The organism is Candidatus Megaera polyxenophila, from assembly GCF_029982035.1.
In the GTDB taxonomy this organism is placed as follows: domain Bacteria; phylum Pseudomonadota; class Alphaproteobacteria; order Rickettsiales; family Rickettsiaceae; genus Megaera; species Megaera polyxenophila.
Map to the genome: position 1 here is coordinate 173415 of NZ_CP104166.1, position 24625 is coordinate 198039.

The 24625-nt window shown below is 32.6% G+C and carries 30 protein-coding genes and 1 other RNA gene; 10 read left to right on the forward strand and 21 right to left on the reverse strand.

The window, feature by feature from the left end:
- Positions 1–90 precede the first annotated feature (90 nt).
- The 5 genes from N3Z16_RS00860 (at position 91) to nrdR (ending at position 5508) form a co-directional block, all read left to right on the forward strand.
- Positions 91–741: a dienelactone hydrolase family protein gene (locus tag N3Z16_RS00860; protein WP_282486384.1), complete on the forward strand. Its 651-nt coding sequence runs from the start codon at positions 91–93 to the stop codon at positions 739–741.
- Between the two features lie 8 nt (positions 742–749).
- Positions 750–2639 carry an LTA synthase family protein gene (locus N3Z16_RS00865; RefSeq protein ID WP_282486385.1) on the forward strand — a complete coding sequence of 630 codons (1890 nt, stop codon included), beginning with the start codon at positions 750–752 and terminating at the stop codon, positions 2637–2639.
- Positions 2640–2714: 75 nt separating this feature from the next.
- On the forward strand, positions 2715–3983 hold the full coding sequence (gene glyA / locus N3Z16_RS00870) for a serine hydroxymethyltransferase (RefSeq protein WP_282486386.1): 1269 nt from the start codon (positions 2715–2717) through the stop codon (positions 3981–3983).
- A gap of 10 nt (positions 3984–3993) precedes the next feature.
- Entirely contained in the window at positions 3994–5046 is a 1053-nt protein-coding gene (locus N3Z16_RS00875; RefSeq protein ID WP_223938904.1) for a hypothetical protein, read from the forward strand.
- Between the two features lie 9 nt (positions 5047–5055).
- Complete coding sequence (gene nrdR, locus N3Z16_RS00880; RefSeq protein WP_223938905.1) at positions 5056–5508, forward strand: transcriptional regulator NrdR; 453 nt, start codon at positions 5056–5058, stop codon at positions 5506–5508.
- Between the two features lie 67 nt (positions 5509–5575).
- On the opposite strand, the gene N3Z16_RS00885 is transcribed toward nrdR, so the two are convergent.
- From N3Z16_RS00885 to grpE, 4 genes are all read right to left on the reverse strand, one after another.
- Positions 5576–6238, reverse strand: a complete 663-nt coding sequence (locus tag N3Z16_RS00885) for an HdaA/DnaA family protein (RefSeq protein ID WP_223938906.1) — start codon at positions 6236–6238, stop codon at positions 5576–5578.
- 13 nt (positions 6239–6251) lie between these two features.
- Positions 6252–7295 (reverse strand): AI-2E family transporter, encoded by a 1044-nt coding sequence (locus N3Z16_RS00890; protein WP_223938907.1) that lies wholly within the window; start codon positions 7293–7295, stop codon positions 6252–6254.
- Between the two features lie 86 nt (positions 7296–7381).
- Positions 7382–7717: a tRNA-binding protein gene (locus tag N3Z16_RS00895; protein ID WP_223938908.1), complete on the reverse strand. Its 336-nt coding sequence runs from the start codon at positions 7715–7717 to the stop codon at positions 7382–7384.
- 25 nt (positions 7718–7742) lie between these two features.
- Positions 7743–8363, reverse strand: coding sequence for a nucleotide exchange factor GrpE (gene grpE / locus N3Z16_RS00900; RefSeq protein ID WP_223938909.1), 621 nt, complete (start codon positions 8361–8363; stop codon positions 7743–7745).
- A gap of 107 nt (positions 8364–8470) precedes the next feature.
- Here grpE and rph point away from each other — a divergent pair, with 107 nt between their 5' ends.
- Positions 8471–9190, forward strand: coding sequence for a ribonuclease PH (gene rph / locus N3Z16_RS00905; protein ID WP_282486995.1), 720 nt, complete (start codon positions 8471–8473; stop codon positions 9188–9190).
- 51 nt (positions 9191–9241) lie between these two features.
- The gene (locus N3Z16_RS00910; protein WP_282486388.1) at positions 9242–9616 is read left to right on the forward strand and encodes a LysE/ArgO family amino acid transporter; all 375 of its coding nucleotides are present in this window, start codon (positions 9242–9244) and stop codon (positions 9614–9616) included.
- Here the strand turns inward: N3Z16_RS00910 and N3Z16_RS00915 are convergent.
- Positions 9573–10715, reverse strand: a complete 1143-nt coding sequence (locus N3Z16_RS00915) for an IS630 family transposase (RefSeq protein ID WP_282486390.1) — start codon at positions 10713–10715, stop codon at positions 9573–9575. The two genes, N3Z16_RS00910 and N3Z16_RS00915, sit on opposite strands and share 44 nt — an antisense overlap.
- Positions 10716–10738: 23 nt before the next feature.
- Between N3Z16_RS00915 and N3Z16_RS00920 the strand changes: the two genes are divergently transcribed.
- The gene (locus N3Z16_RS00920; RefSeq protein ID WP_282486391.1) at positions 10739–10993 is read left to right on the forward strand and encodes a LysE/ArgO family amino acid transporter; all 255 of its coding nucleotides are present in this window, start codon (positions 10739–10741) and stop codon (positions 10991–10993) included.
- A 98-nt stretch (positions 10994–11091) separates the two neighbouring features.
- On the opposite strand, the gene N3Z16_RS00925 is transcribed toward N3Z16_RS00920, so the two are convergent.
- The 6 genes from N3Z16_RS00925 to N3Z16_RS00950 form a co-directional block, all read right to left on the reverse strand.
- Positions 11092–11409: a hypothetical protein gene (locus N3Z16_RS00925; protein ID WP_223938911.1), complete on the reverse strand. Its 318-nt coding sequence runs from the start codon at positions 11407–11409 to the stop codon at positions 11092–11094.
- A gap of 229 nt (positions 11410–11638) precedes the next feature.
- A complete protein-coding gene (locus tag N3Z16_RS00930) occupies positions 11639–12193 on the reverse strand; it encodes an OmpH/Skp family outer membrane protein (protein ID WP_282486392.1) in 555 nt (184 codons plus the stop codon).
- Positions 12194–12215: 22 nt separating this feature from the next.
- Positions 12216–13211 carry a DNA polymerase III subunit delta gene (holA, locus tag N3Z16_RS00935; RefSeq protein ID WP_282486393.1) on the reverse strand — a complete coding sequence of 332 codons (996 nt, stop codon included), beginning with the start codon at positions 13209–13211 and terminating at the stop codon, positions 12216–12218.
- 1 nt (position 13212) lies between these two features.
- Positions 13213–14610 carry a dihydrolipoyl dehydrogenase gene (lpdA, locus tag N3Z16_RS00940; RefSeq protein WP_282486394.1) on the reverse strand — a complete coding sequence of 466 codons (1398 nt, stop codon included), beginning with the start codon at positions 14608–14610 and terminating at the stop codon, positions 13213–13215.
- Positions 14611–14703: 93 nt separating this feature from the next.
- Positions 14704–15447, reverse strand: coding sequence for a methyltransferase domain-containing protein (locus N3Z16_RS00945; RefSeq protein WP_282486395.1), 744 nt, complete (start codon positions 15445–15447; stop codon positions 14704–14706).
- 85 nt (positions 15448–15532) lie between these two features.
- The gene (locus tag N3Z16_RS00950) at positions 15533–16207 is read right to left on the reverse strand and encodes a transglycosylase SLT domain-containing protein (RefSeq protein WP_282486396.1); all 675 of its coding nucleotides are present in this window, start codon (positions 16205–16207) and stop codon (positions 15533–15535) included.
- Between the two features lie 64 nt (positions 16208–16271).
- On the opposite strand from N3Z16_RS00950, the gene N3Z16_RS00955 reads away from it, so the two are divergent.
- Positions 16272–16583 carry a DUF167 domain-containing protein gene (locus N3Z16_RS00955; RefSeq protein WP_223938917.1) on the forward strand — a complete coding sequence of 104 codons (312 nt, stop codon included), beginning with the start codon at positions 16272–16274 and terminating at the stop codon, positions 16581–16583.
- A 55-nt stretch (positions 16584–16638) separates the two neighbouring features.
- On the opposite strand, the gene N3Z16_RS00960 is transcribed toward N3Z16_RS00955, so the two are convergent.
- The gene (locus N3Z16_RS00960) at positions 16639–16842 is read right to left on the reverse strand and encodes a hypothetical protein (RefSeq protein ID WP_282486398.1); all 204 of its coding nucleotides are present in this window, start codon (positions 16840–16842) and stop codon (positions 16639–16641) included.
- A 349-nt stretch (positions 16843–17191) separates the two neighbouring features.
- Between N3Z16_RS00960 and N3Z16_RS00965 the strand changes: the two genes are divergently transcribed.
- Positions 17192–17626, forward strand: coding sequence for a GNAT family N-acetyltransferase (locus tag N3Z16_RS00965; RefSeq protein ID WP_223938919.1), 435 nt, complete (start codon positions 17192–17194; stop codon positions 17624–17626).
- Positions 17627–17789: 163 nt separating this feature from the next.
- Here N3Z16_RS00965 and mlaD read toward each other — a convergent pair whose 3' ends face one another.
- From mlaD to era, 9 genes are all read right to left on the reverse strand, one after another.
- Positions 17790–18239, reverse strand: a complete 450-nt coding sequence (gene mlaD, locus N3Z16_RS00970; protein ID WP_223938920.1) for an outer membrane lipid asymmetry maintenance protein MlaD — start codon at positions 18237–18239, stop codon at positions 17790–17792.
- Positions 18240–18255: 16 nt separating this feature from the next.
- Positions 18256–18585, reverse strand: coding sequence for an NADH-ubiquinone oxidoreductase subunit NDUFA12 family protein (locus tag N3Z16_RS00975; protein WP_282486400.1), 330 nt, complete (start codon positions 18583–18585; stop codon positions 18256–18258).
- Positions 18569–19060 carry a ribonuclease HI gene (gene rnhA / locus N3Z16_RS00980; protein WP_223938922.1) on the reverse strand — a complete coding sequence of 164 codons (492 nt, stop codon included), beginning with the start codon at positions 19058–19060 and terminating at the stop codon, positions 18569–18571. The genes N3Z16_RS00975 and rnhA overlap by 17 nt, the downstream gene beginning before the upstream one ends.
- On the reverse strand, positions 19061–19573 hold the full coding sequence (locus tag N3Z16_RS00985) for a ClpXP protease specificity-enhancing factor SspB (RefSeq protein ID WP_223938923.1): 513 nt from the start codon (positions 19571–19573) through the stop codon (positions 19061–19063).
- Positions 19574–19591: 18 nt separating this feature from the next.
- Positions 19592–19911: a transfer-messenger RNA gene (ssrA, locus tag N3Z16_RS00990) on the reverse strand.
- Positions 19912–20195: 284 nt separating this feature from the next.
- Positions 20196–21056, reverse strand: a complete 861-nt coding sequence (locus N3Z16_RS00995; RefSeq protein ID WP_282486401.1) for a DUF2608 domain-containing protein — start codon at positions 21054–21056, stop codon at positions 20196–20198.
- Entirely contained in the window at positions 21046–21921 is an 876-nt protein-coding gene (locus N3Z16_RS01000) for a hypothetical protein (RefSeq protein WP_282486403.1), read from the reverse strand. The genes N3Z16_RS00995 and N3Z16_RS01000 overlap by 11 nt, the downstream gene beginning before the upstream one ends.
- A gap of 153 nt (positions 21922–22074) precedes the next feature.
- A complete protein-coding gene (locus N3Z16_RS01005; RefSeq protein WP_223938926.1) occupies positions 22075–23496 on the reverse strand; it encodes a DASS family sodium-coupled anion symporter in 1422 nt (473 codons plus the stop codon).
- Between the two features lie 169 nt (positions 23497–23665).
- On the reverse strand, positions 23666–24562 hold the full coding sequence (gene era / locus N3Z16_RS01010) for a GTPase Era (protein WP_282486404.1): 897 nt from the start codon (positions 24560–24562) through the stop codon (positions 23666–23668).
- Positions 24563–24625 lie beyond the last annotated feature (63 nt).

The window sequence follows — 24625 nt, forward strand, 5'->3', positions numbered from 1 at the left end:
CAACATACGTCCCAAAGGATTGAAAAATTAAAAGCATTCACTAAAAGAAATTTGTTTAAGCTAAAAATAACAATAATAATTTAATAAGTTATGCAAAGAAATCAGTTTTTAGACTATCCAGAAATAGCTTCACTAACCCCACCACCCGAGAAGCTTGTAATCCTACTTCATGGGCTTGGCTCTGACGGTAATGATTTGATTAACTTAGTTCCCTATATTCAAAAAGCAATGCCTGCTTGTCATTTTATTTCACCCCACGGAATAGAAGCATATGATATGGCATCTTTTGGACGTCAATGGTTCAGCCTACAAGATAGATCAGCTTCGGTAGTATTAAAGCTAGCCGAAAAAAATGCTCCATTAATTAATGAACTTATAAAACATAAGCAAAAAGAGCTTAATATTACTAATAAAAATACTATCCTAATTGGATTTTCACAAGGAGCCATGATAGCAATGTATCTTACTTTAACTCAAATGGAGTCTTATGGAGCAACTATTGCTTTTTCAGGTAGGTTATTGCCCCCGGTTAATTTAATTAACCGCTTAACTCCTCTCTGCTTAATTCATGGCAAGGAGGATGATGTAGTACATTATGAAGAAACCAATAATGCGGCAAAATATTTTACCGAAAATGAAATTAAACATGAGAAACTGATCATTGATAACCTAACCCACTCTATTGATGATAAAGGACTGAAATTTGCCCTGCAATTTTTAAAAAATTATAAAATGATATAATTTATTAGATGTTAAAAAGTTTTTTTGATCTTACAATTATTAGAATATATTTAATATTTCAATTCGTTACTCGAGCTTGCCTAGGTTTATTTGGAATAACACAAAACCAAATCGCTATAACCGAGCTTCCTGGTATATTTTTAGTAGGAATTATTAACGATTTTATAGCTATTGCCTATTTTCTTCCTTTAATGCTAGTTATTAGCAGCTGTTTTCATAGGGTTTTACGGAACAAAATTACAATATACAAAATTTGTTCCCTCGGAACTTATTTTTTAATTAACTCCATCCTTATATTCACCTTAATCGCTCAAATTATTTTCTGGGAAGAATTTGGCACTAATTTCAATTTCATCGCAGTAGATTACTTAATTTATACTCATGAAATCATCGGTACTGTATTTGAATCCCTACCTATATATAAGATTTTGGTTGCTTTTACTATAAGTTCCACATTACTGACCTATTTTTTAAGAAATTATATTTTTAACCAAATAGCACAGATAAATACAAGATTTTATTTAGCATATGCGCTAAGTTTATTTGCTTTAAGCTTAGGTTTTTCAAAATTTTATGATTCGGAAAAATTTACTCTAAGTACCAATAGATACGCTATAGAAATAGGAAAAAACGGTGGTTATGAGTTTTTTACGGCGTTTTTTAACAATAGTTTAAATTACGATCGATTCTACCAGAAACTTCCCAATGATACGGCAATAGATATAGTTAGAGCTAATATTATCCAGCCGACCCAGGAATTTTTAAATAACAAAAATATAGAAAGATACGTAAATAAAAATAATAACCTAGAAACTAAAAAATACAACGTTGTACTAATTATGGTAGAAAGCTTGAGTGCTAAATTTATGGGAAAATTTGGCAACACTGAGTCGATAACTCCTAATCTGGATAAATTAGCTGATGATAGTATCTTCTTTACTAATTTTTATGCTACAGGCACGAGAACTGTAAGGGGGCTTGAAGCTGTCAGTTTATCTGTACCCCCGACCCCTGGCTCTTCTATTATTCGCAGGCCTAATAACGCAAACCTTTTTAATGCAAGCACAATTTTTAAAAAGGCCGAATATGATATTAGCTTTATTTTTGGAGGATATAGCTATTTTGACAATTTGAATAAATTCTTCTCTTCTAACAGCTATAAAGTTATTGATCGCAGTAATTTTTCTTCCGAAGAAATAAGTTTCTCAAACGTTTGGGGAGTAGCAGATGAAGACCTCCTATTTAAAGCGTTAGGAGAATTAGATAAAAATTATAAAGCTGGCAAGCCGTTTTTTTCTCTAATTATGACAACTTCTAATCATCGTCCATATACTTTTCCGGATGGAAGAATAGACTTACCTTCTGGAGGGGGAAGAAATGCAGCAGTAAAATATACCGATTATGCTATAGGTAAATTTTTTGAAGAAGCAAGAAAAAAAGAGTGGTTTAAAGATACCATTTTTGTCATTACTGCTGACCATTGCGCAGCAAGCGCTGGAAAAGTCAACTTGCCTGTTGCACAATATCATATACCATTGATGATTTATAACCCACACATCTTAAAACCTAAACAAGTAGATAACTTAGCAAGTCAGATTGATATAATCCCTACAATTTTGGGAATTCTTAATCTCCCGCACACTACTAAATTATGGGGAACAGATATATTAAATTTTCCAGCAAATAGAGCTTTTATCAGTACCTATCAATTACTAGGTTACATGAAAGACGAACATTTGATAATATTAGCACCAAATAGCAAGCCTAAAGCTTATCAACTATCGGGAATCAACCAACGTGAAATTGATGATACCAGGGGAAATTTAACGCACGAAGCAATAAGTCTCTTCCAAACTGCTTCCAGTTTTTATGAAAACGGTGAATTAACAGAAAAATAGTTTTGATTCTTTCTGTAGCAAATTAAGCTCATTCTTTGTATATTTAAAATTTAATTAATCCTAAAATAGGCCGCTATGAATCATATTAATAAAATACTAGAAGAAACCGATGTTGAAATCTTTGAAGCAATAAAATCAGAAGCGAACAGGCAAGAAGATTATATAGAATTAATAGCTTCTGAAAATTTTGCAAGTAAAGCGGTTCTGGCAGCTCAAGGATCAATTATGACTAATAAATATGCTGAAGGATACTGCGGCAAAAGGTATTATTGCGGATGCCACGAAGTTGATAAGGCTGAAAACTTAGCTATTGAAAGGGCTAAAAAGCTATTTAACTGTTCTTATGCTAATGTTCAACCACATTCAGGCTCACAAGCTAATCAGGCCGTTTACCTGGCCCTATTAGAACCAGGTGATACTATACTTGGAATGTCTTTAGATAGCGGTGGACACCTGACGCACGGAGCAACACCCAATATTTCTGGGAAGTGGTTTAAACCGGTTTTATACCATGTTAATCCAAAAACATATCTTATTGATTATGATGAATTAGAAAGGTTAGCTCTCGAACATAAACCCAAGTTAATCATTGCTGGGTTTTCCTGTTATACGCACACACTTGATTTTAAAAGGTTTAGGGAAATTGCCGATAAGGTCGGTGCTTACCTTATGGCTGATATTGCTCATATTGCTGGCCTAGTTGTAACCGGAGAACATCCAAGTCCATTTCCTTATGCCCACGTGGTAACTTCTACTACTCATAAAACCCTACGAGGACCAAGAGGCGGCCTTATCCTCTCGAATGATCCAGAAATTGCTAAAAAAGTTGACAAAGCAATTTTTCCTGGCCTGCAAGGAGGACCATTAATGCACGTAATTGCGGCCAAAGCTGTTGCTTTTAAAGAAGCATTAACTGATGAATTTAGGGAATATATCAAACAAGTGGTAAGGAATGCCAAAATACTTGGAGTCTCACTTGGAAAAAGAGGTTACGATATTTTAACCGGTGGTACTACCAACCACATGGTAATAGTTGATTTAAGAAAACATAAACTTACTGGCAAGCTAGCTGCCGATTCTCTAGATCGAGCAGGTATTACCTCAAATAAAAATAGTGTTCCTTTTGACACCACTTCCCCTTTTATCACTTCGGGTATTAGACTGGGTAGCCCTGCTTGTACAACAAGAGGCTTTAAAGAAAAGGAATTTGAAATAACAGGCAATTTAATTGCCGATATATTAGATTCACTTAAAATATCAGAGAATAATTCGGATACAGAAAAAATGGTATTCAGAAAAGTAAAAGAGTTAACAGTAAAGTTCCCAATATATCATAGTAAATAAAAAAAATTTTATGAATAACAAGATTTCAAGGGGGTTACCAGCAACATTAATAATTACTTATTTAATAATTTCTTGCCTAAGTTTTAATTGCTCTTATGCCCATGAATTTGAGCATCCGGCAAGCTGGCATAACCCTAAAATTACCAAAATTCTTAAAACTGCAAAAGTTACCGATATTAAACCTATGAAAGAAGTTTTAATAGAACAAGGTAAAAAAGCTGAATTTGACGGTCAGGTATTTCTCATTACTTTAGAAAATGGAGTACAAGCTGTGTTTAAAAGCTTACCTCTTGACGATCAAGGAGATGCTAAGGCTGAAGTTGCAGCGTATCAAGCTTCTGTTTACCTAGGGTTTCCTTATATTCCTCCTACTGTTTTAAGGAAAATAAATGGTATGACAGGCTCGCTACAGCTTTTTGTTAACACCCCTATTGACCTATTAAAAAATGGGGAATATAAGAAATATTCAAAAAAATTTAGCAAGGAAGACGAAAATAATTTAAAAATATTTTATTTTGTTTTTGGCCAATGGGACTCAGGCCCGCATAATTTACTAGCTTATCCTGATGCGTCTAAAATATACCCGATAGCCATTGATAATTCCGGTATACGAAATCACCAGCACGTTCGTTATGGAGAACTGCCCTTTGTAAGAGTATTTTATAGCGATAAACTAAATACAAATGATTGGGATAAACCCTTCCCTTTTGAAGATGCTAAAATTATTGATGACCCCTCCTACGATAACCTAAAAAAATCATTTAATAATAAGCTACCTGAATCCTTTTATAAAAGCTTTAAATCCTACAACCAACCATTAAAATACGTTATCTACCAAAATAGTTTATGGAGGCAATATCATGCTTTTGATAAAAGTTTTAGTAAATCGTATGTAGAAAAATGCCCTAAAAGGGCTTTATTAGCTTTAGAAAAACTTGACTTAAATAGCCTTAAGGAAATTTTTTCTTCAGCCAAAGGTGCTGATTTTCTAACAGATTCCTACTTGCAAAAAATTTTGGAACGTCGTAATCAGCTGTTATCGTCTAAATGTCCAACTACGTAATTTATAACTATGAAATGCCCATTTTGTGAAAAGGCGGAAACTGGCGTAAAAGACTCCCGAACTACAAACGAAGGATCAATAGTAAGGCGCAGAAGATATTGCGGTAAATGCGGAGGCCGCTTTACTACTTTTGAACGTATCCAGACAAGAGAACTAGTAGTCGTAAAAAGGTCCGGAGCAAAAAGGCCTTTTGACCGTACTAAAATTGAAAAATCGATAGCTACAGCTTTAAGAAAAAGAAGTTTTTCTCAAAAACAAATCGGAGAAATAAATGATAGAATAATATTAGAACTAGAAAGTGATAATACTCGGGAAATAACTACTCGGAAAATAGGGAAATTAATAATGAAAGAACTAGTAAAAATTGATCCGGTTGCTTATATAAGATTTGCATCTGTATATAAAGATTTTACTAATATCGAAGATTTTACGAGATTTATTAGTAAATTACAGAAAGACTAACTGCTAATAATAAAGAAAGTAGCCTGCGGATTATTTCAGTAACTTTAAAGCTTATTTCTCCATATATTTATAATATACAGTTTCCTAATATTTGCTTTATAAAAGGTATAGTAATCTTTCTTTTACTTGCCAGAGAATTTTGGTTAATCTCACCTATAATTGACAAAATTTTTGGAACTTCACGAGGAAGAACTTTGACAAGATAATTTATAACATCGTCACTAATAACAATTGAAAAATTGGAAAATTGCTTAAAAATCAAGATTCTCATCAATTCGTCATCAATCATGGAAATATCAACTTTATTTACTGAATTTATTCTAGAAGATAAATCAGCTAGGTTAAGCTTCGGCATTTGCGTTAAAGTAATTAATAAATACTTATTATTTTCATGCAATATATTGAAATAGTGCAATATATCTCGTTCCCGCCAGGTAGAGTCAAAACCATCAATTATAAAAGCTTGATGATGTTCTAAAATAGAGTTTGTTAGTTCATGATTTTTCTTTAAGGATAAGGCATGAGTTTTTTTTGCCCATAAATTGGCTAAAAAACTTTTTCCTGAAGATTTAGGGCCTTTTATGATCAAAACTTTTGAATATGGAAAAACCCCAAAATTGTTAGGCCACTCTCTTATATATTGAAAAGCAAGCCTATTTGAACTAGATTCAATAAAATCGCTAAAATTATTAGATAATTGGTTATTCAAAGAAAACGTTATTTGTTCCATAATAAATTTTACCTTAATTATTATAAATCTTACTAGATTTATAATAATCAATCATATGAAATAGCAATATTTTTATTATACCGGCAATTGGAATAGCAAATATTATACCTATAAAACCAAAAACGCTACCAACTGCAAATACGGCAAATATTATCCAAACTGGGTGTAGTCCTATTTTATCCCCTATTATCTTAGGAGTGAGGATATACCCTTCAATAATGTGAGCAATAACGAATAAAATTAATACATACAATATTTCCACCGAAGCTCCGTAGGAAAAATAACAACTTACTAACATTAAAAATAGCGATATAAAAGCTCCAATAAAAGGGATTATAACTAAAAATCCTGATATTATCCCAAGTAAAAGAGCAAGATCTATACCGATTAAATTTAACCCTACAATATAATAGAGACTCAGTAACAAGCATATGTTAAGCTGACCTCTGATATAGGCAGATAGTAGATTATTAATATCCAAGAAAATTCTTCCAACCTTACCTTTCTCTTTAAGAGGTAAGATTGATTCTACACCTTTGACCATTTGAGGCCAATCTCTAAGAAAATAATATAAAATAACGGGTACCAATACAATTATAGTAAAAAAATTGATAGTCGCTAAGGTATATCCCCAAATATTATTTGCAGCGGCTACTACTACCGAAAATGCCGAATTAATAAAATTTTGCAATGAGTCTGAAACTTTAGCTGCAATAGCAGGGTCAAATTTCTCAACCCAAGCTAAAAAATAATCTAATCCGGCGTTAAAATTGTTCTTATAGCTAGGGATTTTGGCTATAAAGGCAGCAATCTGATTATAAATAATTGGTAATAACACTATAAATATTATAATAAAGCTACTAATAAATATGCTAAAAATTCCTGTCGAAATTAATCCTCTTGGAATATTAAACCTCTTAGAATTATTATCTATTAAAGGTTGTAGTAAATATGCAAAAATAAAGGCAATAATAAATGGAGCTAAAGTCCCTGAAACTGCGTAGATAATAGCTGAAAAGGCTAAAAATGTTAAGCTCCAAAAAACTAACTTATTCATAAATTGTTACCTTGAATTAAAGTATGTAAGTAGACACCGCATAAACCATAATTACTAGTTTTAAACTTATGAATGTTACTCACATGTTAATGTAACTTATTGCCATTTGGTACTTCTAAATCTGCAGAAGCAAGACAAATTGCTCCATTACTATCGGAAAAGCCAACCAGCAAGAAGTTAGAGACAAATCCTGCTATATTCTTCTCTCCTAAATTTACGCAGCCTACAATTTTCTTACCTAATAAAGTCTGTGGGGTATAGTGCACAGTTATTTGAGCAGATGTTTGTAAAACACCAATTTCACTACCAAAGTCTGCCCATATCTTATATGCCGGTTTTGTAGCACGCAAAAATTTTTCTGCTTTTACTATTGTTCCACAGCGTAAATCAACACGCTCAAACTCTTCATATGTTATTGTCATTTTTCTGCAAGTTTAATTACTCTTGCTACTTCTTAGCAACAGCAACCGATGCAGGTCTAATCAGCCTATCTTTTATTTTGTACCCCACTTGCATTGTACTAACTATTGTACCTTCTTCATATTGATCTGTTACTACCTGAGATATCGCATGATGGTTATTGTAATCAAACCCCTCCCCTTCCTTAGGTTCTATAGACTCTATACCATGTTTTTTAAAAATGGATATTAGCTCGTCTTTTATCATCCTAACACCATCAATAATTATTCTAGTATCATTATTTATATTTTCTGGAACGTGAGATAAAGCCCTAGAAAAATTATCAATTACCGGTAAAAGATCTTTAGCAAATCCAACAATCGAATAATCCCTGGCTTCTTCAACTTTTTTATTCATCCGATTTCTTATGTTCTCTGATTCTGCTACGGCACGAAGAAGCTTATCCTGCATTAACTTAATTTCCTCAGTTAAATTATTTATTAACTCAGTATCTTTTTCCTCAGTAAGAAGCTGCTGTCCTTCATGTTCATCTTCCAAAAGCTTCTGCTCCTCTCTACTCTCATTATATTTTTCAATGCCAGATACTTCCTTATCTAACTCTTGCCCATCTTTATCTTTACTATTATTTTGATCTTCGCTTTCTTTCATATTCTTAAAATCGATATTTTAGTTGCCTGATTACATTCTTTAAAATATAGTGCAAAGGGATGCTTTTTCAAGGTATAAATAAACTTAAAGTATTATTAGTTTTCATGTTGCGCCCTTCTAAAAGAAAAAACAACCAAATGCGAGATGTTTTTATTGAGAAAAACATCTTAAATAATGCAGATGGTTCTTGTTTTATAAAATGCGGTAATACCCAAGTTATTTGTTCTGCTTCCTTAGAAAACTCAGTACCTAAATTCCTAAAAGGTAAAAATAGCGGTTGGATTACTGCAGAATATGGAATGCTGCCAAGATCTACCGATCAAAGAATGCAGAGGGAAGCAATAAGAGGGAGTCAAAGCTCACGAACTCAGGAAATTCAAAGGTTAATTGGCCGGTCTCTTAGGTCAGCTGCTAACTTAAAATCTTTAGGCGAAAAACAGATAATAATTGATTGTGATGTCATAAACGCTGACGGCGGCACAAGAACAGCAGCTATTACAGGCAGCTATGTCGCTTTGCATTTGGCAATTAGATCTTTAATGGACAAAAGAATAATAAGAACTAACCCCTTACAGCACCAAATAGCTGCAATCTCATGCGGTATATATCAAGGGGAAGTCATCCTTGATCTAGATTACGCAGAAGATAGCACCGCGGAAGTAGATGCAAATTTTGTTTTTAGCTCTAGCGGTAACCTGATTGAGATACAGGCTACAGGAGAAAAAACGGATTTTAATCAGCAACAATTGTTAGAAATGCTTAATCTAGCACAAGAAGGAGCTTCAAAATTGTTTAAACTGCAAAATCAGGTTTTACTTGAGCTGTAATAGTGACAATAAGCTTCTGTACACTCCAATCAACCCCGGCATATTAACGTAATGACCCAGCTTTTTTGGTTTGCATTTATCAAAGGTTATAGCACTACTGCCGGACTAATAATAGCTATAGGAGCACAAAACGCTTTTATCTTAAGACAAGGGCTGATAAAATCGCACGTTTTAATATTAGCACTTTTGGCATCCATCATAGATATTTCTATGATATACCTGGGCGTTAAAGGCCTGGGACTTGTGATTGCTTCCCATAATTACCTAATGCTTACGGCAAAATACGGTGGCATATTATTTCTGTTTTTTTACGGATGTAAATGTTTCTACTCTGCTTTATTTAAAACCAGCTCGATATTAACCCACCAATTAAATACCCGACTTAGGCGGCATATTTTACTTCTTTCGCCTGAAATAATCTTTTGATATGTTCTGGGTTATTTTGCAGAGTCCTTAGGTAAGATTTTAAATTCCCTTGGAGTTCAGATTTTGTAAGAGGTATATGTTTCCTATTTACATTTCTTTTTAAATCGTTGTTTAAATATTCATCCGGATTATGTTGCGGAGTATACGGAGGCAGAAAAAATAAAGAAATTTTCTTTTTATGTTTCCGAGTCCATATTTGTACTTTTTTGCTATGATGAACCTTGAGATTATCTAGGATTAAGAAGATTTTTTTCTTGGAGTATTTTACCAACCTCCGTAAAAATTCTATAAATACATTTGTTTTTAGTGTCTCTTCGTACAGCATAAACCTTAGCTTACCGTTATTTGTAACAGTGGATATCATGTTTATACTAAATCTCTTCGATTTATGAATCACAACAGGGGTTTTTCCTTTTAAAGAATAGCTTTGTAATACCTGACACTCTTGTTTTATCCCTACTTCGTCGCACCAATGTATTTCTGCCTTTTCATATTCTGCTTGCTTGGCTATTGACGGATATTCTTCATCTAACCAAAATTGAACCCTTTTGGGTTGCTGCTCATATGCTAACTTCTTTGGCTTTTGTGCAGTATACCCCCATCTTCTTAAATATTCGCCTATTGTACTTAGGGGAAGAAAAAATCCACAATGTTTTTTGATGAGTGCATTAACTGATTTTCTTGACCATAATGCTGATTTGATATTGTGATCTTCTGGTCTAGAGATATTTACGTACCCTTGTATTATTTTACTTTGATCTTCGGTTATAAGCCTTTTCTCTCCTATCTTTCTACCTCTTAACTTCCCACTAATTGCGTACTTGTCGCCTCTCTTTTCCCTCCTTACCCATTCATTTACTGTCTGGCGACTCACTCCTATTAATTCACCTACCGACGATTGACTCTCTCCTCTTTTTACTAGTTTTAGAGCAATCTTTCTCATCGACGCTTGTGCGCTTATTGATAATTTCCTAAAATCTTCACTTTTTGACATTATTGCATTATACAAATTCCTTCCTTCTTGGCAATAGTTATGTCGGGTATTTAATTGGTGGGTTAATAGATGATGCACATATAACCGGCAAAAAATCTCTTTCATCTGCAATCATAACTCTACTTGCAATGAGCTTCTTAAACCCTCATATGTACTTAGATACAATATTGCTTATAGGAACTGTAGGTGCACAGCTACCAGAAAACCAAAGGCTATACTATATTGCCGGCGCAGGTACAGCTTCAGTTATCTGGTTTTTTTGCTTAGCATATGGAGCACGCCTGTTAACACCTATTTTCCAAAAACCGATAGCATGGAAAATATTAGATGCTATTATTGGAGTAATTATGTGGAGTATAGCACTTTCTCTTTTTTATATGTAATTGCAGACAAATAAAGATAGCGCTATCTAAAAAAACCTGGTTTCATGAGAAGCGCTATTTAGTTTAGTAATTACTGAGATTACAGTTTTTTCTACATACTATTCAGAAGTCAACTCCTCTTGATCTCCTGATAAATTCATAGGATTATTCTGCCGATGTTCTACAACATAAGATAATTCTGTTTCTTCCGAGTTAGCAGTATGATGATTCTCTTTCTTCTTATGCGTCGTATACAATTTTTGTTCTTTGTATTCTTCTGTACATAATACTCCATGCCCATGGTGAATATGGTTTTGGTTATTATCCTCTTCTGGGTCATGCCTATTTTGTTTGACCAATTTATATATTGCTGTTCCAATACTCAAAAATATAGAAAATGAAGTTACGGCAAGCGAAGAAATTGCTAATGGATCCATAAAAACCTCCTAATTTAATCGTTTAATATAAAAATAATCCAATCTGTTTGTATTATCTTTATATTGTAAGCTTACCACACAAAAATTAATAAGTAATTAAAATATTAACTTTTGTGTAATAAATTTTTAACGATTATATCATTCCTATTTCAACAAATCCTGTCTGTATTACAAGAAAACAAGTATGAATAAACGTATGATGTAAGGAGATTATTTAGGAGTGTTTTGTTTAATTTTTTAAAAATTTTTGATAGTTAATTGGTACTTCCTTCAAATCGTTATTTAATTTAGATATTACTTCTGGTGTAATATTTAACTCACTTTTGACATACAGTACCTGAGAAGTTGGTAACACTATATCAAGACTATATTTCTTAGCTAAATCGCCAATTATAGAGATAGTTTTCTGATGAACTACCTCTATTGCCTGGGAATGAGCATGCTCTAATGCAATTTTTTTTTGTTGAATATTTTTTTGAATTTTACTAACGCTCTTATTAAATTTTAATACTAATGAATCAAATTTTTCTTGGCTTACCGTTTTTTGTACTTCAAGCAATTCCTGCTGGCGTTTTTTATATTCCTTTTCCTGCTCGTTTATTTCATTCTCTATAGTTTTACTAAGTTCATTAATAGATTTCCTAATAGCACCAATAGCTAAAGAATTTTCTAAAATAGATTCAACGTCAACAACTGCAATTTTAGCAGCAGCTTCATCATAGGCGTTTGCTACTCTAAAAAAAATAATTAGAACAGTAAAAATATAAATTTTTAAAAACTTCATACAGTTACAAAATAATTCCTACTTAATATATCGCATAATCATGTGCAGGCAAATAAACTTCTACAAAAAAGTTAAAGTTATTACTACTGTTTTTTACCTTAACCTCTGCTTTTTGCAAAACATCAATAACTCTTACTACATCATTTAACGAAAGTTTTTTTACATTAGCTTTAAAATCACTAACATATTTAAAAAATACCGGAGGGGAAAGAGATTTTATAGCCAAATCAATGTTGACTCCATCTTCTATTTTGGAACATACAACAAATAAATTTATATAATACCTTATTAAAGCTCGGATCATTAGAACTTCATTAATATTTTGATTACGAAGTTTTTCTACTTCAGCTAAAAACAGCTCCGGCTCTTTTTTACTAAAAAATATGCACATTTCATCTCCATTAGCAGATAAATCCGGACTGAGGACTGCTTGCACATCTTCATAAGTGATTTTATCTTTATTATGAGTATAATTTATCAATTTTTCTAATTCATTTTTAATGACTTGATAATCGCCCTTCAAAGATACTTTAATATAAAATAACGCTTCTTCTGAAATTGTTTTTTGATGCTTTAACGCCATTGAATTAGCAAGTTTTACTACCATGTTCTCATCATCGTAATAACAGCCGATTGCAGCCATATGGGCAGAATCTTCAAAAAGTTTTCTAATCCCAGAAGAAGGTAAAGATTCATCACCTATAAAACAAATAAAATTAGTAAAATTTCCTGTTGTTAGAAATCGCATTAATTCTTTGTTTACCGCTGAACCATTATAATCAATTTTTATTAATTCTTTTTGTTTAAAAAAATTGCTGGTATTAGCTAAAAGATTAAGATTCGCCTCTGTAGCTTCTTTACCATTTAAATTCACACTAAAGAAATCAAATTTTTTAACCAATTGTTCAATAATAGCAGAAATAAAACCTCTGTTATGACCATATAAAAGTAAGGATTTAATAGTGCCACCAGCAATTTTTTCAATTAACTGAGATAATTGATTACTATAAAATTTCATTTTATATATTAATAGCCCTTTTATCCACTGCCAGTGCTGCTTCTCTTATTGCTTCGTTAAGGGTTGGATGGGCATGAGAAGTACGGGCAATATCTTCAGCAGCCCCCCCAAATTCCATATAGGCTACAATTTCTGCAATGAGAGTCCCAGCATCAGGACCAATAATATGAGCTCCCAGGATTTTATCATTTTTGCTATCTGAAAGGATTTTCACCATCCCTTCAGTATTACCAGTGCTCCGGGCCCTGCTATTTGCCAGAAAAGGAAATTTTCCTACTTTATAGTCTATGCCGGCCTTTTTTAAGTCTTCTTCTGTTGCTCCAACACTTGCAACTTCAGGCCAAGTATATACAACCGCCGGAATTAGATTATAATTCACATGTCCTGCCTGGCCATTCATAATTTCTACTGCAGCAATGGCCTCTTCTTCTGCTTTATGCGCAAGCATTGGCCCTCTTATAACATCCCCAACTGCGTAAATATTAGAGTAATTTGTTTGGAAATGATCATTTACATTAATCATGCCGCGCTGATCAACTTCAATTCCCATTTCCGCCAATCCCATACCCTCAGTATTCGGTTTCCTACCAACAGAGACCAAAGCAACGTCACAACTAATCTTACTTTCTTTACTGTCATTAACTCCGCTAGTAACCAGTTCGATCCGATCTTTAACCTGCTCAGCTTTTAACACTTTGGTACTAAGCATAAATTTAAATCCTTGGCCCTCAAGGATTTTGTAAAAAGATTTACCGATTTCCACATCAAGAGCTGGAACAATTCTCTCCGCATATTCTATAACAGTAATTTTACTTCCAAGCCTTCTCCATACAGACCCGAGCTCCAGACCTATATATCCCCCACCAATAATTACCATTTCATTTGGTACTTTTGAAAGGGATAAAGCACCTGTTGAAGAAACTATATTTTTTTCGTTAATATTTATCCCTGGAACATTAATTATCTGAGAGCCAGTAGCAATTAGGATATTTTTAGCCTTTATTTTCGTGTTATTTGTGCCCTCAGTAATTTCAACAGTATTTGGATCAATAATTTTTGCTATCCCCTTGATTTTACTAATTTTATTTTTAACAAAAAGGCTTTCTATCCCTTTACACAAATCACCTACTACTTTATCTTTTTTAGCAAGCATTCTGGCCAGATCAAGTTTTATATCAGCATTAATACCAATATCAGCAAAATGAGTTCTTGCCTCCTCGTATTTTTCAGAAAAATTTAATAAGGCTTTAGAGGGAATACACCCAACATTTAAGCAAGTTCCTCCTAAAGTGCTATGCTTTTCAATACAAACAACTTTATTCCCAAGCTGGGCTGCTCTTATTGCCCCCGTGTAACCCGCCGGTCCTGCCCCAATAACTGCTAAATCAAACTCTTCCATAGAAATAGATCCTCTAAATAATATAGTAAAATTTCAGTTTCAATCGGTAAATGATAGCATAATAAAAGTCTAAAACACAAGGAAGCTTTAACATTATCCCGAAAAATTTTCTGCTTTTAACTTTATTGAGCCTTTTGCCGGACTAGATACTAAGCTAATTAGATTTATTTTATCTAGAAAATTACGCTCATAGTTTTTTATATAGTTATACATTGGTTTTGTAATAGAGTAGTTTATCCTATTATTAATTGCATTTGTTTCTCCGAAGCTCTTTAAGGCCCTCATGAATAAAATTGGATTTTTATATTCTAGTTCTATCGTTTCGCAATCAATTATATTTTCAGCAAAACCTGCTTGTTGCATAAGAGGTGTCATATCTTCAAATTTAATAAAAGGAGAAATATGAGGAAAGTGAGGAATGTTATGGTCCTCTTCTGCTAGAAATAAAAGTTTTCTTAGATGATTCAGGCTACCTGAACCGGCAAAATTACCAACAAAAAGACCATCATTTTTTAGAACCTCTTTCACTTTAAATAAAAATTTTTGCACGTCATTTAACCAATGAAATCCAAATGGAAATAGTACGAGGTCCAGTGATTTTTTTTCTATTAAAACAAGCTGGTCTAGTTCAGTATAATTTAAGTTATAGGGATTATTAATAGGAAACATATGATAATCGCCAAAACCCAGGACTAATCCTTTTTTATAAGTTTTATCTATCGGTTCTAATCGCTGTATTAAATCAGAATAGAGAAATTGGTAAAAATCTGAATTTTTAATATTATCAATAGAGTTAATTTTACGGCTCTTTACCAAATCTTGATTAAATATCATCATCGTTGGTATACTTTACTCTCAAACCAATCTTCATGTTGAATTCTATCTGCATTAATACGTTTTGAAGAATTTTTATTTCTACTTACTAGATAGCGATCATTTTTTTAGTAAATAAATCCTGGGAAGAACTTTTACGATAAGAATTAAGGTACTTCTTATTGTAAGAAACGCTATATGCAACTTTGCGTAAGTTGGCATTATATTCATACATAGACTGATTAATTTTATTAACATTATAACGGTATTTAGCAGCAAGATGCTCAGTTGCAGAATGATACCTACCTATAGCCTTTTCCATTGAACCTAATTTCTTCCTATTTTCGCTTAAGAAATAAGCTCCATATGCAATATTGCTTCTGGGAGAAAAAGCCTGATTTAAAGACGAAAAAGCTTCCGGATGGTGCTTTAAATTAATTTGCATACATCCTACATCTATATTATTATTCCCCATCATAAACTGCATTCTTACATATCTTATTGCCTCATTCTGGGTTCTAAAATGGTAGCTCTTACCTTCTTTGTTATTCATCACCGTCCAAGGCCAAACCAGCGAAATATTATGGCGAGGGTGTTTTTTTGCGGTTTCATGCAGAGAAATAGCATGCAAACTATTACCCGGCAAACCATACTTTTTTTCGAAATAAGAAAACACACTTGAACATTTCCTTGATTCCTTAAGTTCATAATCTATACTTGCGTAAGTAGAATTAGCAAAGGGAAAAGCTATTGAAAAGATTATCGTCAAGAAAATAGTTCGCATTTTACCCGTTAAAGATTAATCATACTAAATATCTTAATTTGATAAAGCTTACCAGGCAAGTAAAATGGATAAATATAAAGAAATTTTCCTTCCTTTAAGCAATAAAAGCTTCAATTTTTATGTAAAAGTAAAAGCTAGCGGTAAGCAGGATAGCATTGATGGAGTAATTTACATAGACGGCATATGGTATCTAAAATTAACTGTAAAAGAAGTTCCAGAAAATGGAAAAGCTAATAAAGCAATCATAGATTTTTTATCACGTAAATGGTCGATACCAAAAAAAGCAATTACTCTCGTTAAAGGTATCTCAAGTAATTATAAAATTCTAAATATCAAGAACGAAAACTGGAATCCATACAATGCAGATTTAATATAGATCCCAGCTCCTATAAGATAATCGTTGTGCTAATAATATAGCTTTTGCTTAAGACTCAGTATGAGCTTCTGTAATCGATATTTCCCCTAACCAACTCCTTGTGGTCATGATGATCTACCCTGTGATGATTATCATCGTGATTTACCAGAAGGTTAGGAAGCTTGGAATAGTTATATTTATCGTATATTAATTTGCTAAAAGATATAGAACTTAACATACACATAATACCGTTAGTTACCATCATAAATAGCTCAAACATAACTCCCCCTCTATAAAATTAAAACACCTTAGAAGCTTAAAAACCGTAAATTAATTTATAGTATTTGTTATGGTACTCTTGAAGGTGAGTTGGTCCTACAAATACTATATAATAATTCTAGCTAATATTAATTAAAAAAGTATTAAGAAATTAATGTTAATTTAATTTCTTTCTCACTTAACAGAAATGAGCAAAAGAAAAAGCAGGATGCTTTAATAGCTGGATTTCTCATAAAGCAAGATAACTTGAATCTATAAGTAATAAATTTAAGTATAGAATCTAAGAATTTTATCATATATAAATAAAAATAATCCTAGTTTTACTCAAAAGGCAGAAATACCCTAAGGTTATGTTATTACTTAAACCGGTTTACTTTTATAATTTAGGTTATTTAGCAACTTATTTGATTATTAGATATAAAGTTTATATCGGTGAATATCGGAGAAAAATTACGCAAGAGTTTAGCATAATTGATATAAAAGCCCATCATTACGTTCTCGTATATGAAAAACAGATAATTGGCATAACTAGAATAATGTATGAAAACGGTATAGCAGATTTAGCTAGAGTAACCGTTATTAAGAAATACAGGAATCGTGGTTACGGGAAAGAACTGGTAAAACAGGTTATTAATGAAGTAAAAAATAGCCAAAAAGCAAAAATAATAAGACTCCACATAAGTGATAAAGCTTTGTTGGATTTTTATAAACAGTTTGGTTTTAAAGAAAACGGAGAAGTCTATTTTCATAATGTTGCAACCATCAGTATGATAAAAGTTCTTTAATAGTAAGTATGAATATCAACCTCCATATAGCACCATGATCTACCATGAGAAGTAAACCAAAAAAATCCACTCCTCTATTACCTCTCTTTAAAAAGATAGACTAAAAAATCGAGCAAATAGTTTTTACGAAAAATAGTTAATTATTCAAAAGAACTATACTAAGCTATTTGCTAGTTAAAGAATACATTAGCTTGCTAATTAGATCTTCTATATTAATCGAAGACTGTGTAAATTTAAACTTACCGTTCTCTTGTAAATTATCATCAGCAGATCCAGGGTTAATTCTTATATATTTACCACCAAGTAATCCACTAGTAGATACTATAGCTCTTGAATCAGAAGGAATATCTATCCCTTTTTTGATCTTTAGCCGTGCAACAGCAAAATAAGTACCATTTTCAAGAGTTACATTATCAATATAACCTATTTTAATTCCAGAAAGTTTAACGTCGTTACCTTCTGCAACACCCTCAATATTTTGAAAATAAGCATTTAAAAAATAACCCTCACCATCTTCCCCAGAATCACTGATTTTGTAAAAAAACATAAAGGAAAATATGGCTACACAAATAACAATAAAACCTACAACAGTTTCAATTACTCTCTCTTTCATAAAAATCTCGAATTATTTACGGTTTCCACTTAATATAAACAGGCGATTTATCCCCTGTTTTTGACGGTTCATAAGCATATTTTGTACCTGTCAAATTAGGCTCAAAATCTCTTTCCCACTCAAACTTCTTTTTGTTACCGAGCGGAACTTCATCAGTCATATAATGAAGCCAAGCATGCCACATAGGAGGCACTTTAGAAGATAAATCAAGACCGTTATATATAACTAATCTTTTATTCCTCCCTAGGTGGTTCTTAAAACAACTAACATAATATTCATTACCAAAATCATCTTTCCCTATTTTTTTAGCCCATATCTTCGCTAAAAACTTATCTATGAACGACATTTATCTTCTCCCACCTTGCCATTTCCCTACCCTTAACTGCTAACCTATCAGCTATTATGTTACCATAATTATCTGAATGACCTTTTACCCAATGCCATATAATAACATGAAGAGCAATCTCCTCTTCCAATTTTTGCCATAGCTGAGCATTCTTAACGGGTTTATTGTCACTTTTAAGCCAATTATTCCTACGCCAATTGTGAATCCATTTTGTAATTCCCAGCTGAAGATATTTGCTATCAGTATACAGATTGACAGTACAAGGTTTTTTAAGTATTTTCAATGCTTCTATAGCAGCTACTATTTCCATCTGATTATTAGTAGTTTCATGGCTATAACCAAAAATCTCTTTAGTTATTTTTTTTGAGCCATCCTCTCCATCTCCATACTCTAGATATGCTCCCCATCCTCCTGGTCCAGGGTTACCGGAGCAAGCCCCGTCTGTGTATATATTAAGTACCGGTTTTGGCGGCATTTAATATACACTCCCTTCTTCACTTTTTTTTCTAAATTTATCAAAAGCTACAACTGTCGCTTCTTTATTATTTATTTTAGCTTTTTTATTATCAGTAAGTTTAAATTTTGAAGGTAAAATATCTGCTTTATTTACATAAGAATTGCTTTTACCGAGTTTAGCCTCATTAGACACCGCAAACTGAAATCCAAAATTGGCTGCTGGATCTAAAAAACTCGTTATAGTATTAAATGGCACTTCAACTGTTTCAGTTATTCCACTAAAGGTAATATTGACTGTAAATTTTTCATCTAAAACTGTTAGATTTTTAAATTGGTGCTGTAAAATAATAGTAATTTCTTTGGGATATTTTTGCTTAACTGGTTTCGATAACACAACCCCTTGAGCATTAGTACGAAAAGATATATAAATGCTTCGATCATCAGAAATTCCATTACTTTGTATGTCCTCAAGTATTTTTTTTAAAATATCAAGTACTGATTTATCTATCAAATGTCGATAATCAAATGTCATAACATACATATAAATTAAATTAGGGCTTTTCTGTTGCCAGGCAAGCCCCCAGCCCCGTGGCTTAGTTACTACGATTAAGCAGCAACAGCCGCAAGACGATTGTTATTATCGTTTGCATTTACTTTTTTTGACCCTAAATCACAAGGATTCGGTGGTATCATACCGGGTAAAAATTATTCCTTTATTAAGCACGTCGATCCTATTTCACCCCCATAAAGCTTGGTGGAGGCGTCGGGTACCGCCCCCGAGTCCGCAACTTCTATTCCAAATAACGTTTATTACCATAGCCCATACAGAGCATACATATTATAAGACCAAAATACTTAGGATGTAAAGCCCTTGCTTTAAAAAATTAATAGTCCTTTTATAAATATAAGCTTCTCTAAGACTTCCAGATATTTATTAACAAAGGCCCAGACAATTAAGTTATTTCTCTTTTTATCTTTAGCTTCAAGACATAAGTTATTTAAACTTAAGAGGTGGAGGTTATTTTTAATTGAAATAATCGGAATCAATTTGTTTCTTTTGTTCCACCATTTTAGCGTTCATCAATAGTCTACAGGAGCATCAGCAATCTTCTTGCACCTACCAACCTTATTACAGAAAGAAATATTAGATTTAATTACTTCCTTTCCTCTTTTACTTCAGGTAAATCCTTTTGTTCGGCAGTTCGCTTTAGCAAAGCTTCGGCTTCTTCATCCTCTAACCATTTTTCTTGATCAAAAAGCATTTGTTGTTGTAAACGAATTACATTTGGATCAGGAATATCAACAAATTTCCTTGCCCCTAAATAAAGAATACTATAAAAATTGATTCTAAATCTATAAAAATTGCTTTCTATAGCTTGAAGCTCTGCCTGGGAGTTACCAAACACTACAATTTTTTTGGGTGAAATATTAGCAACTTTTATAAAATTCAATAAAACATTAGCCTTGGCAGAAGCCCCAGTAAAAATTATGCCATGATAAAAAATTGAAGTATGATCTTCTTTTTTCTCGATTTCTATAATGTCTTTATCATTGATTTTTTCAGTAAAACTTATACCGAGTTCTTTGAGCTCCGAAAGCCTTTTTGGTTCAATATTTTTTATTTGAATTGGCATAGTACACAAAGCGTAAACCGGTACTTTTCTTTTTTTTAAATTTTCAATAAAATTTTTCCAGCCTTCCTCCACCAGCATCAATTTACGCATTTGATACCATTTGACAATTAAATTCAAATATTGAGGATTTGTTTTAGATAAGCTAAATAGTTCATAAATAAAAAGACGATAAGGATTATCACCGTAGTAAAACATTTTTGATTTTGGCATTACCAAAACGTCGTCAAGCTCTATAAATACTATAGTATTTTCGTCAATTAGTTTATCAAGATTTTTAATAGTTATTGAATCCACGGAATAGGTTGGAATAATCTCTCCTTTAGCTGTACCACAAAATGTGAAAACTACCACAATAAACAACAGCTTAAGCTTATTCTTCATAAGGGTTCTCCGATTTTACGTCCACTTGCTTTCTCTTAGTCTGGTTCAGTTTCTTTACAAACTCCTGCCAAAATTGCAAATACTCCTCAGGAAAAATTTCTTTAGTTTCTAGAGGCGGGAGTTTATAAAGAATACCAAAAAATTCATTATCGTTTTTTAGTATTTTCAACTGCTTTTCCAAAGCTTGCAGAAAAACTTCATTGGAAGAAACCGCTACTACTATATCAGGTAACTTTTCTAATTTTGTTGCCAGAAACGTGCTTAAAACCTGAATTGCCGAATTATTTTCACTACTACTATTATAGCTTAACAAACCTTGGTAAAAAGTAGGGTAAGTACCGGCAACTTTTTTCAGCTCTTTATTAAAAATAAAATGTGTATTAGCAAAAACTCCTTCGGTTAGGTCTATTTTTTTGTTTTTTAGATAATTATAAGTCCATACATCAATAGCATCTATATTATTAATTCCTCCGGTAACATTAGAAGTAGTAATAATCAAAAGCGCTTTATTCTTTTGAATATAATCTACTAAATCAGGTAATTCTTTATCTCCGAGTTCGGTTGGATACTGAGTTAGTATCAATGGATTTATATAAAGCCCCTTGGAATTATCAATTTTACTAAAAGCTTTTTTTAGTAGCGGATTAAAATTTTGATCCTGTGGTTGCATAGCAGGATGTGTAGATCTTAAAATAAAACCTTCAATAGGGAATATGAATAAAATTTTTTGTGGGTTTCTTTTTTCAAATATTTCTCCTACCATATCCTTTATTTCCTTGATACTTTCAGGATTATATATTTCTGCATAAGATGAAAAAGAAGCAAAAACATAAATCAGCATTAAAAACAAAGATATGTTTTTCATAAAAATCACAAGGGCTAAATATTGTTAAAACCCAAGCTTAGCACAATTAATCAAAATTTTAATAAGAATTGCATCTTGGAGCTGAAAAGTTAGTTATTATAGCGTTTGTTGAATCACTATTTCAGCATAAAATTAATATTTATCTATAGAGGATTACCATAAATTTAATAATTTCCACCACATTCCGCCTATTCCTCCCCAAATTAGCAGATATATTATGCTTGTTACTAGCCCTATATACCACCAGTCTTTGGTTCTCATGTAACCGGCACCAAAAAATATTGGCGTACTACTTAGCCCAAAATGGGTTAGCCCAGCAGATAAAGTAGATAGGAAACTCAAAATTAACGTTGCCATTAACCCCGGTACTCCTGCATTAATAAATAAAACTAAAAATGTCGGTAACAACACACTAATATGAGCAGTAGTACTTGCAAAAAGATAATGAATGTAAAAGTAAATTAATGATAATATAATTAATGAATTTATCGGCGAACTACTCATAAAAAGAAATTGCAATTTACCTCCAATCCATGTCATTAGGCCAAATTTAGAGAGAAAATCCGACAACATAACTAATGTTCCAAACCAGATAAAAGTGTGCCACGCTCCCTTATCGGCTAAATTATCTTCAAAATTAATTACTTTAGTAACCAGTAAAATAGATAAACCCATTAGCGCTACAGTAGTCGGAGACAAACCAAATTTAGAGCCATTAATCCATAATGCTATTAAAATTACAAACACCGCCATCATAATAATTTCCTGTAGGGAAATTTTACCCATAGCATCTAATTTTTCTCTAGCGATTTGCGGAGCAGAATTCGAATACCTAATTGCAGGGGGATAAAGATAATAGACAACTAACGGCATTACTGCTAAAGAGATAATACCAGGGACAATTGCTGCTAACGCCCAATCCGTCCAAGATATTGTAATACCAGCGCTCGCTGCAAATTTTATTGCTAGCGGATTAGCTGCCATTGCCGTAACAAATAAGGCACTGGTAATAACCGTAGACTGCGCACAAACACTCATAATAAAACCACCATTTCTAGAAGAAATACCAGGGTGTTCTTCATCGGAAAAAGATTTACAAATTGATTTTGCAATAGGAAAAATTATACCACCTCCTCTTGCGGAAGCACTAGGAATAAGAGGCGATAGAACAAAATCGGCAATAACCAGGGCATAAGAAATACCAAGGGTACTATGACCTATTTTAGATAGGACATAATAGGCAATTCTAGAGCCTAATCCAGTTTTAATAAAACCATGAGAAATGAAAAAGGCAAAAACAATCAGCCAAACTATACTATCCCCAAATCCAGACAAACATTCTGCCAATGATAATGTATTTGTAAGAACACAAGCTAAAACACTAAGTAAGGCAATAACTCCCATAGGTAAAGGATTTAAGATAATACCAACTATAGTAGCAGTAAAAATAATCAGTAAGTGCCAGCCGTTTTCAGGTAAAGCTTCGGAAACCGGCAAGTACCACATTATTGAGGAAAGACCAAAAATAATGAAGAGGATAAGAGTTTGTTTATGCTTTTTTGCTTTATTTAACATATCATTATGAATAAATTAATTTGGCCATTTTAATAAATCAGCAATCTATACCACAAACTGAATAAATCAGCTAATATTTTTAATGAGCCTCATCTATTTAGAACAATTCCGATGTTGTATTATTTTCGTTATTAGGAAAATCAGGAGTATTCAGGCGATGATTGTTATATCAGGGTTTTAACCCCATAGAGCGATAAAGTTCAGGATTCTCTTCCCAGGATTTTCTAACTTTAACAAAAAGAAATAAATGAATTTTTACACCCAACAATTCTTCAATATTAATCCTTGCTTTAGTGCCAATTTCTTTGATTTTTTCCCCTTTCTGTCCAATGATCATATTTTTATAACTTTCCTTGGAAACTATTATAGTTTGGTTTATTTTCACTGAGCCGTCCGATTTATTTTGCCAGCTTTCGTTCTCAACAGTTAAATTATAAGGTAATTCCTGGTGAAGCTTCAGAAATAATTGCTCTCTAGTAATTTCCGATGCCAAAAAACGCATAGATAAATTGGTTATATCATCCTTTTCATATAACCAATTTGCTTTTTGCGCATTATTTTTTAGAAATTCAATAAAACCATCTATACCGTGACCAGTTAAAGCAGATATATTAAATTTGTGGGAATCTGGACAGTTTTTAATCAAATAATTTAAGTTATCTAGGTAGTATTTGGGGTGGAGGTCAATTTTGTTTAATAAAAAAACTACTTTTTTACCCAGTTCTTTAATCCTTAAGATAATAGTGTCCATCATTTCATCGATTTTTGCTCCGCTATCTAAAATAAGGACAATTATATCAGCGCTGTTTAAAGTAGACCAGGCACATTTGACCATGGCTTTTTCAAGCCTCTTTTTAGCCTTAAAAATACCAGGAGTATCAAATAGTATCAGTTGCGTGTCTCCAATAGTGACAACCCCGGTAATGATAGACCTGGTTGTCTGGACTTTTGGAGTAACAATTGAAATTCTTTGACCGATTATCTTATTTAAAAGAGTAGATTTTCCGGCATTTGGTTTACCAATAATGCACACTGAAAGTAATTTTTGCTCTTCTGGTTTTAACATATTTTATAAAGTTTATTTTTTGCTGCTAAAAATTTTAAGTATAGCTTTTACTGATTTGCTTAT

Coding starts and splice junctions, on each gene's coding strand:
- N3Z16_RS00860 (WP_282486384.1), top strand. CDS start 91: ATGCAAAGAAATCAGTTTTTAGACTATCCAGAAATAGCTTCACTAACC.
- N3Z16_RS00985 (WP_223938923.1), bottom strand. CDS start 19,573: ATGACATTTGATTATCGACATTTGATAGATAAATCAGTACTTGATATT.
- N3Z16_RS00965 (WP_223938919.1), top strand. CDS start 17,192: ATGTTATTACTTAAACCGGTTTACTTTTATAATTTAGGTTATTTAGCA.
- grpE (WP_223938909.1), bottom strand. CDS start 8,363: ATGAAAGAAAGCGAAGATCAAAATAATAGTAAAGATAAAGATGGGCAA.
- N3Z16_RS00885 (WP_223938906.1), bottom strand. CDS start 6,238: ATGGAACAAATAACGTTTTCTTTGAATAACCAATTATCTAATAATTTT.
- N3Z16_RS00910 (WP_282486388.1), top strand. CDS start 9,242: ATGACCCAGCTTTTTTGGTTTGCATTTATCAAAGGTTATAGCACTACT.
- N3Z16_RS00975 (WP_282486400.1), bottom strand. CDS start 18,585: ATGTCGTTCATAGATAAGTTTTTAGCGAAGATATGGGCTAAAAAAATA.
- N3Z16_RS00895 (WP_223938908.1), bottom strand. CDS start 7,717: ATGACAATAACATATGAAGAGTTTGAGCGTGTTGATTTACGCTGTGGA.
- N3Z16_RS00890 (WP_223938907.1), bottom strand. CDS start 7,295: ATGAATAAGTTAGTTTTTTGGAGCTTAACATTTTTAGCCTTTTCAGCT.
- era (WP_282486404.1), bottom strand. CDS start 24,562: ATGTTAAAACCAGAAGAGCAAAAATTACTTTCAGTGTGCATTATTGGT.
- N3Z16_RS00875 (WP_223938904.1), top strand. CDS start 3,994: ATGAATAACAAGATTTCAAGGGGGTTACCAGCAACATTAATAATTACT.
- N3Z16_RS00930 (WP_282486392.1), bottom strand. CDS start 12,193: ATGAAGTTTTTAAAAATTTATATTTTTACTGTTCTAATTATTTTTTTT.
- nrdR (WP_223938905.1), top strand. CDS start 5,056: ATGAAATGCCCATTTTGTGAAAAGGCGGAAACTGGCGTAAAAGACTCC.
- N3Z16_RS01005 (WP_223938926.1), bottom strand. CDS start 23,496: ATGTTAAATAAAGCAAAAAAGCATAAACAAACTCTTATCCTCTTCATT.
- N3Z16_RS00960 (WP_282486398.1), bottom strand. CDS start 16,842: ATGTTTGAGCTATTTATGATGGTAACTAACGGTATTATGTGTATGTTA.
- N3Z16_RS00865 (WP_282486385.1), top strand. CDS start 750: ATGTTAAAAAGTTTTTTTGATCTTACAATTATTAGAATATATTTAATA.
- N3Z16_RS00995 (WP_282486401.1), bottom strand. CDS start 21,056: ATGAAGAATAAGCTTAAGCTGTTGTTTATTGTGGTAGTTTTCACATTT.
- rnhA (WP_223938922.1), bottom strand. CDS start 19,060: ATGCCGCCAAAACCGGTACTTAATATATACACAGACGGGGCTTGCTCC.
- N3Z16_RS00925 (WP_223938911.1), bottom strand. CDS start 11,409: ATGGATCCATTAGCAATTTCTTCGCTTGCCGTAACTTCATTTTCTATA.
- glyA (WP_282486386.1), top strand. CDS start 2,715: ATGAATCATATTAATAAAATACTAGAAGAAACCGATGTTGAAATCTTT.
- holA (WP_282486393.1), bottom strand. CDS start 13,211: ATGAAATTTTATAGTAATCAATTATCTCAGTTAATTGAAAAAATTGCT.
- N3Z16_RS00945 (WP_282486395.1), bottom strand. CDS start 15,447: ATGATGATATTTAATCAAGATTTGGTAAAGAGCCGTAAAATTAACTCT.
- N3Z16_RS00955 (WP_223938917.1), top strand. CDS start 16,272: ATGGATAAATATAAAGAAATTTTCCTTCCTTTAAGCAATAAAAGCTTC.
- N3Z16_RS00915 (WP_282486390.1), bottom strand. CDS start 10,715: ATGAAAGAGATTTTTTGCCGGTTATATGTGCATCATCTATTAACCCAC.
- N3Z16_RS00920 (WP_282486391.1), top strand. CDS start 10,739: ATGAGCTTCTTAAACCCTCATATGTACTTAGATACAATATTGCTTATA.
- N3Z16_RS00950 (WP_282486396.1), bottom strand. CDS start 16,207: ATGCGAACTATTTTCTTGACGATAATCTTTTCAATAGCTTTTCCCTTT.
- mlaD (WP_223938920.1), bottom strand. CDS start 18,239: ATGAAAGAGAGAGTAATTGAAACTGTTGTAGGTTTTATTGTTATTTGT.
- N3Z16_RS01000 (WP_282486403.1), bottom strand. CDS start 21,921: ATGAAAAACATATCTTTGTTTTTAATGCTGATTTATGTTTTTGCTTCT.
- lpdA (WP_282486394.1), bottom strand. CDS start 14,610: ATGGAAGAGTTTGATTTAGCAGTTATTGGGGCAGGACCGGCGGGTTAC.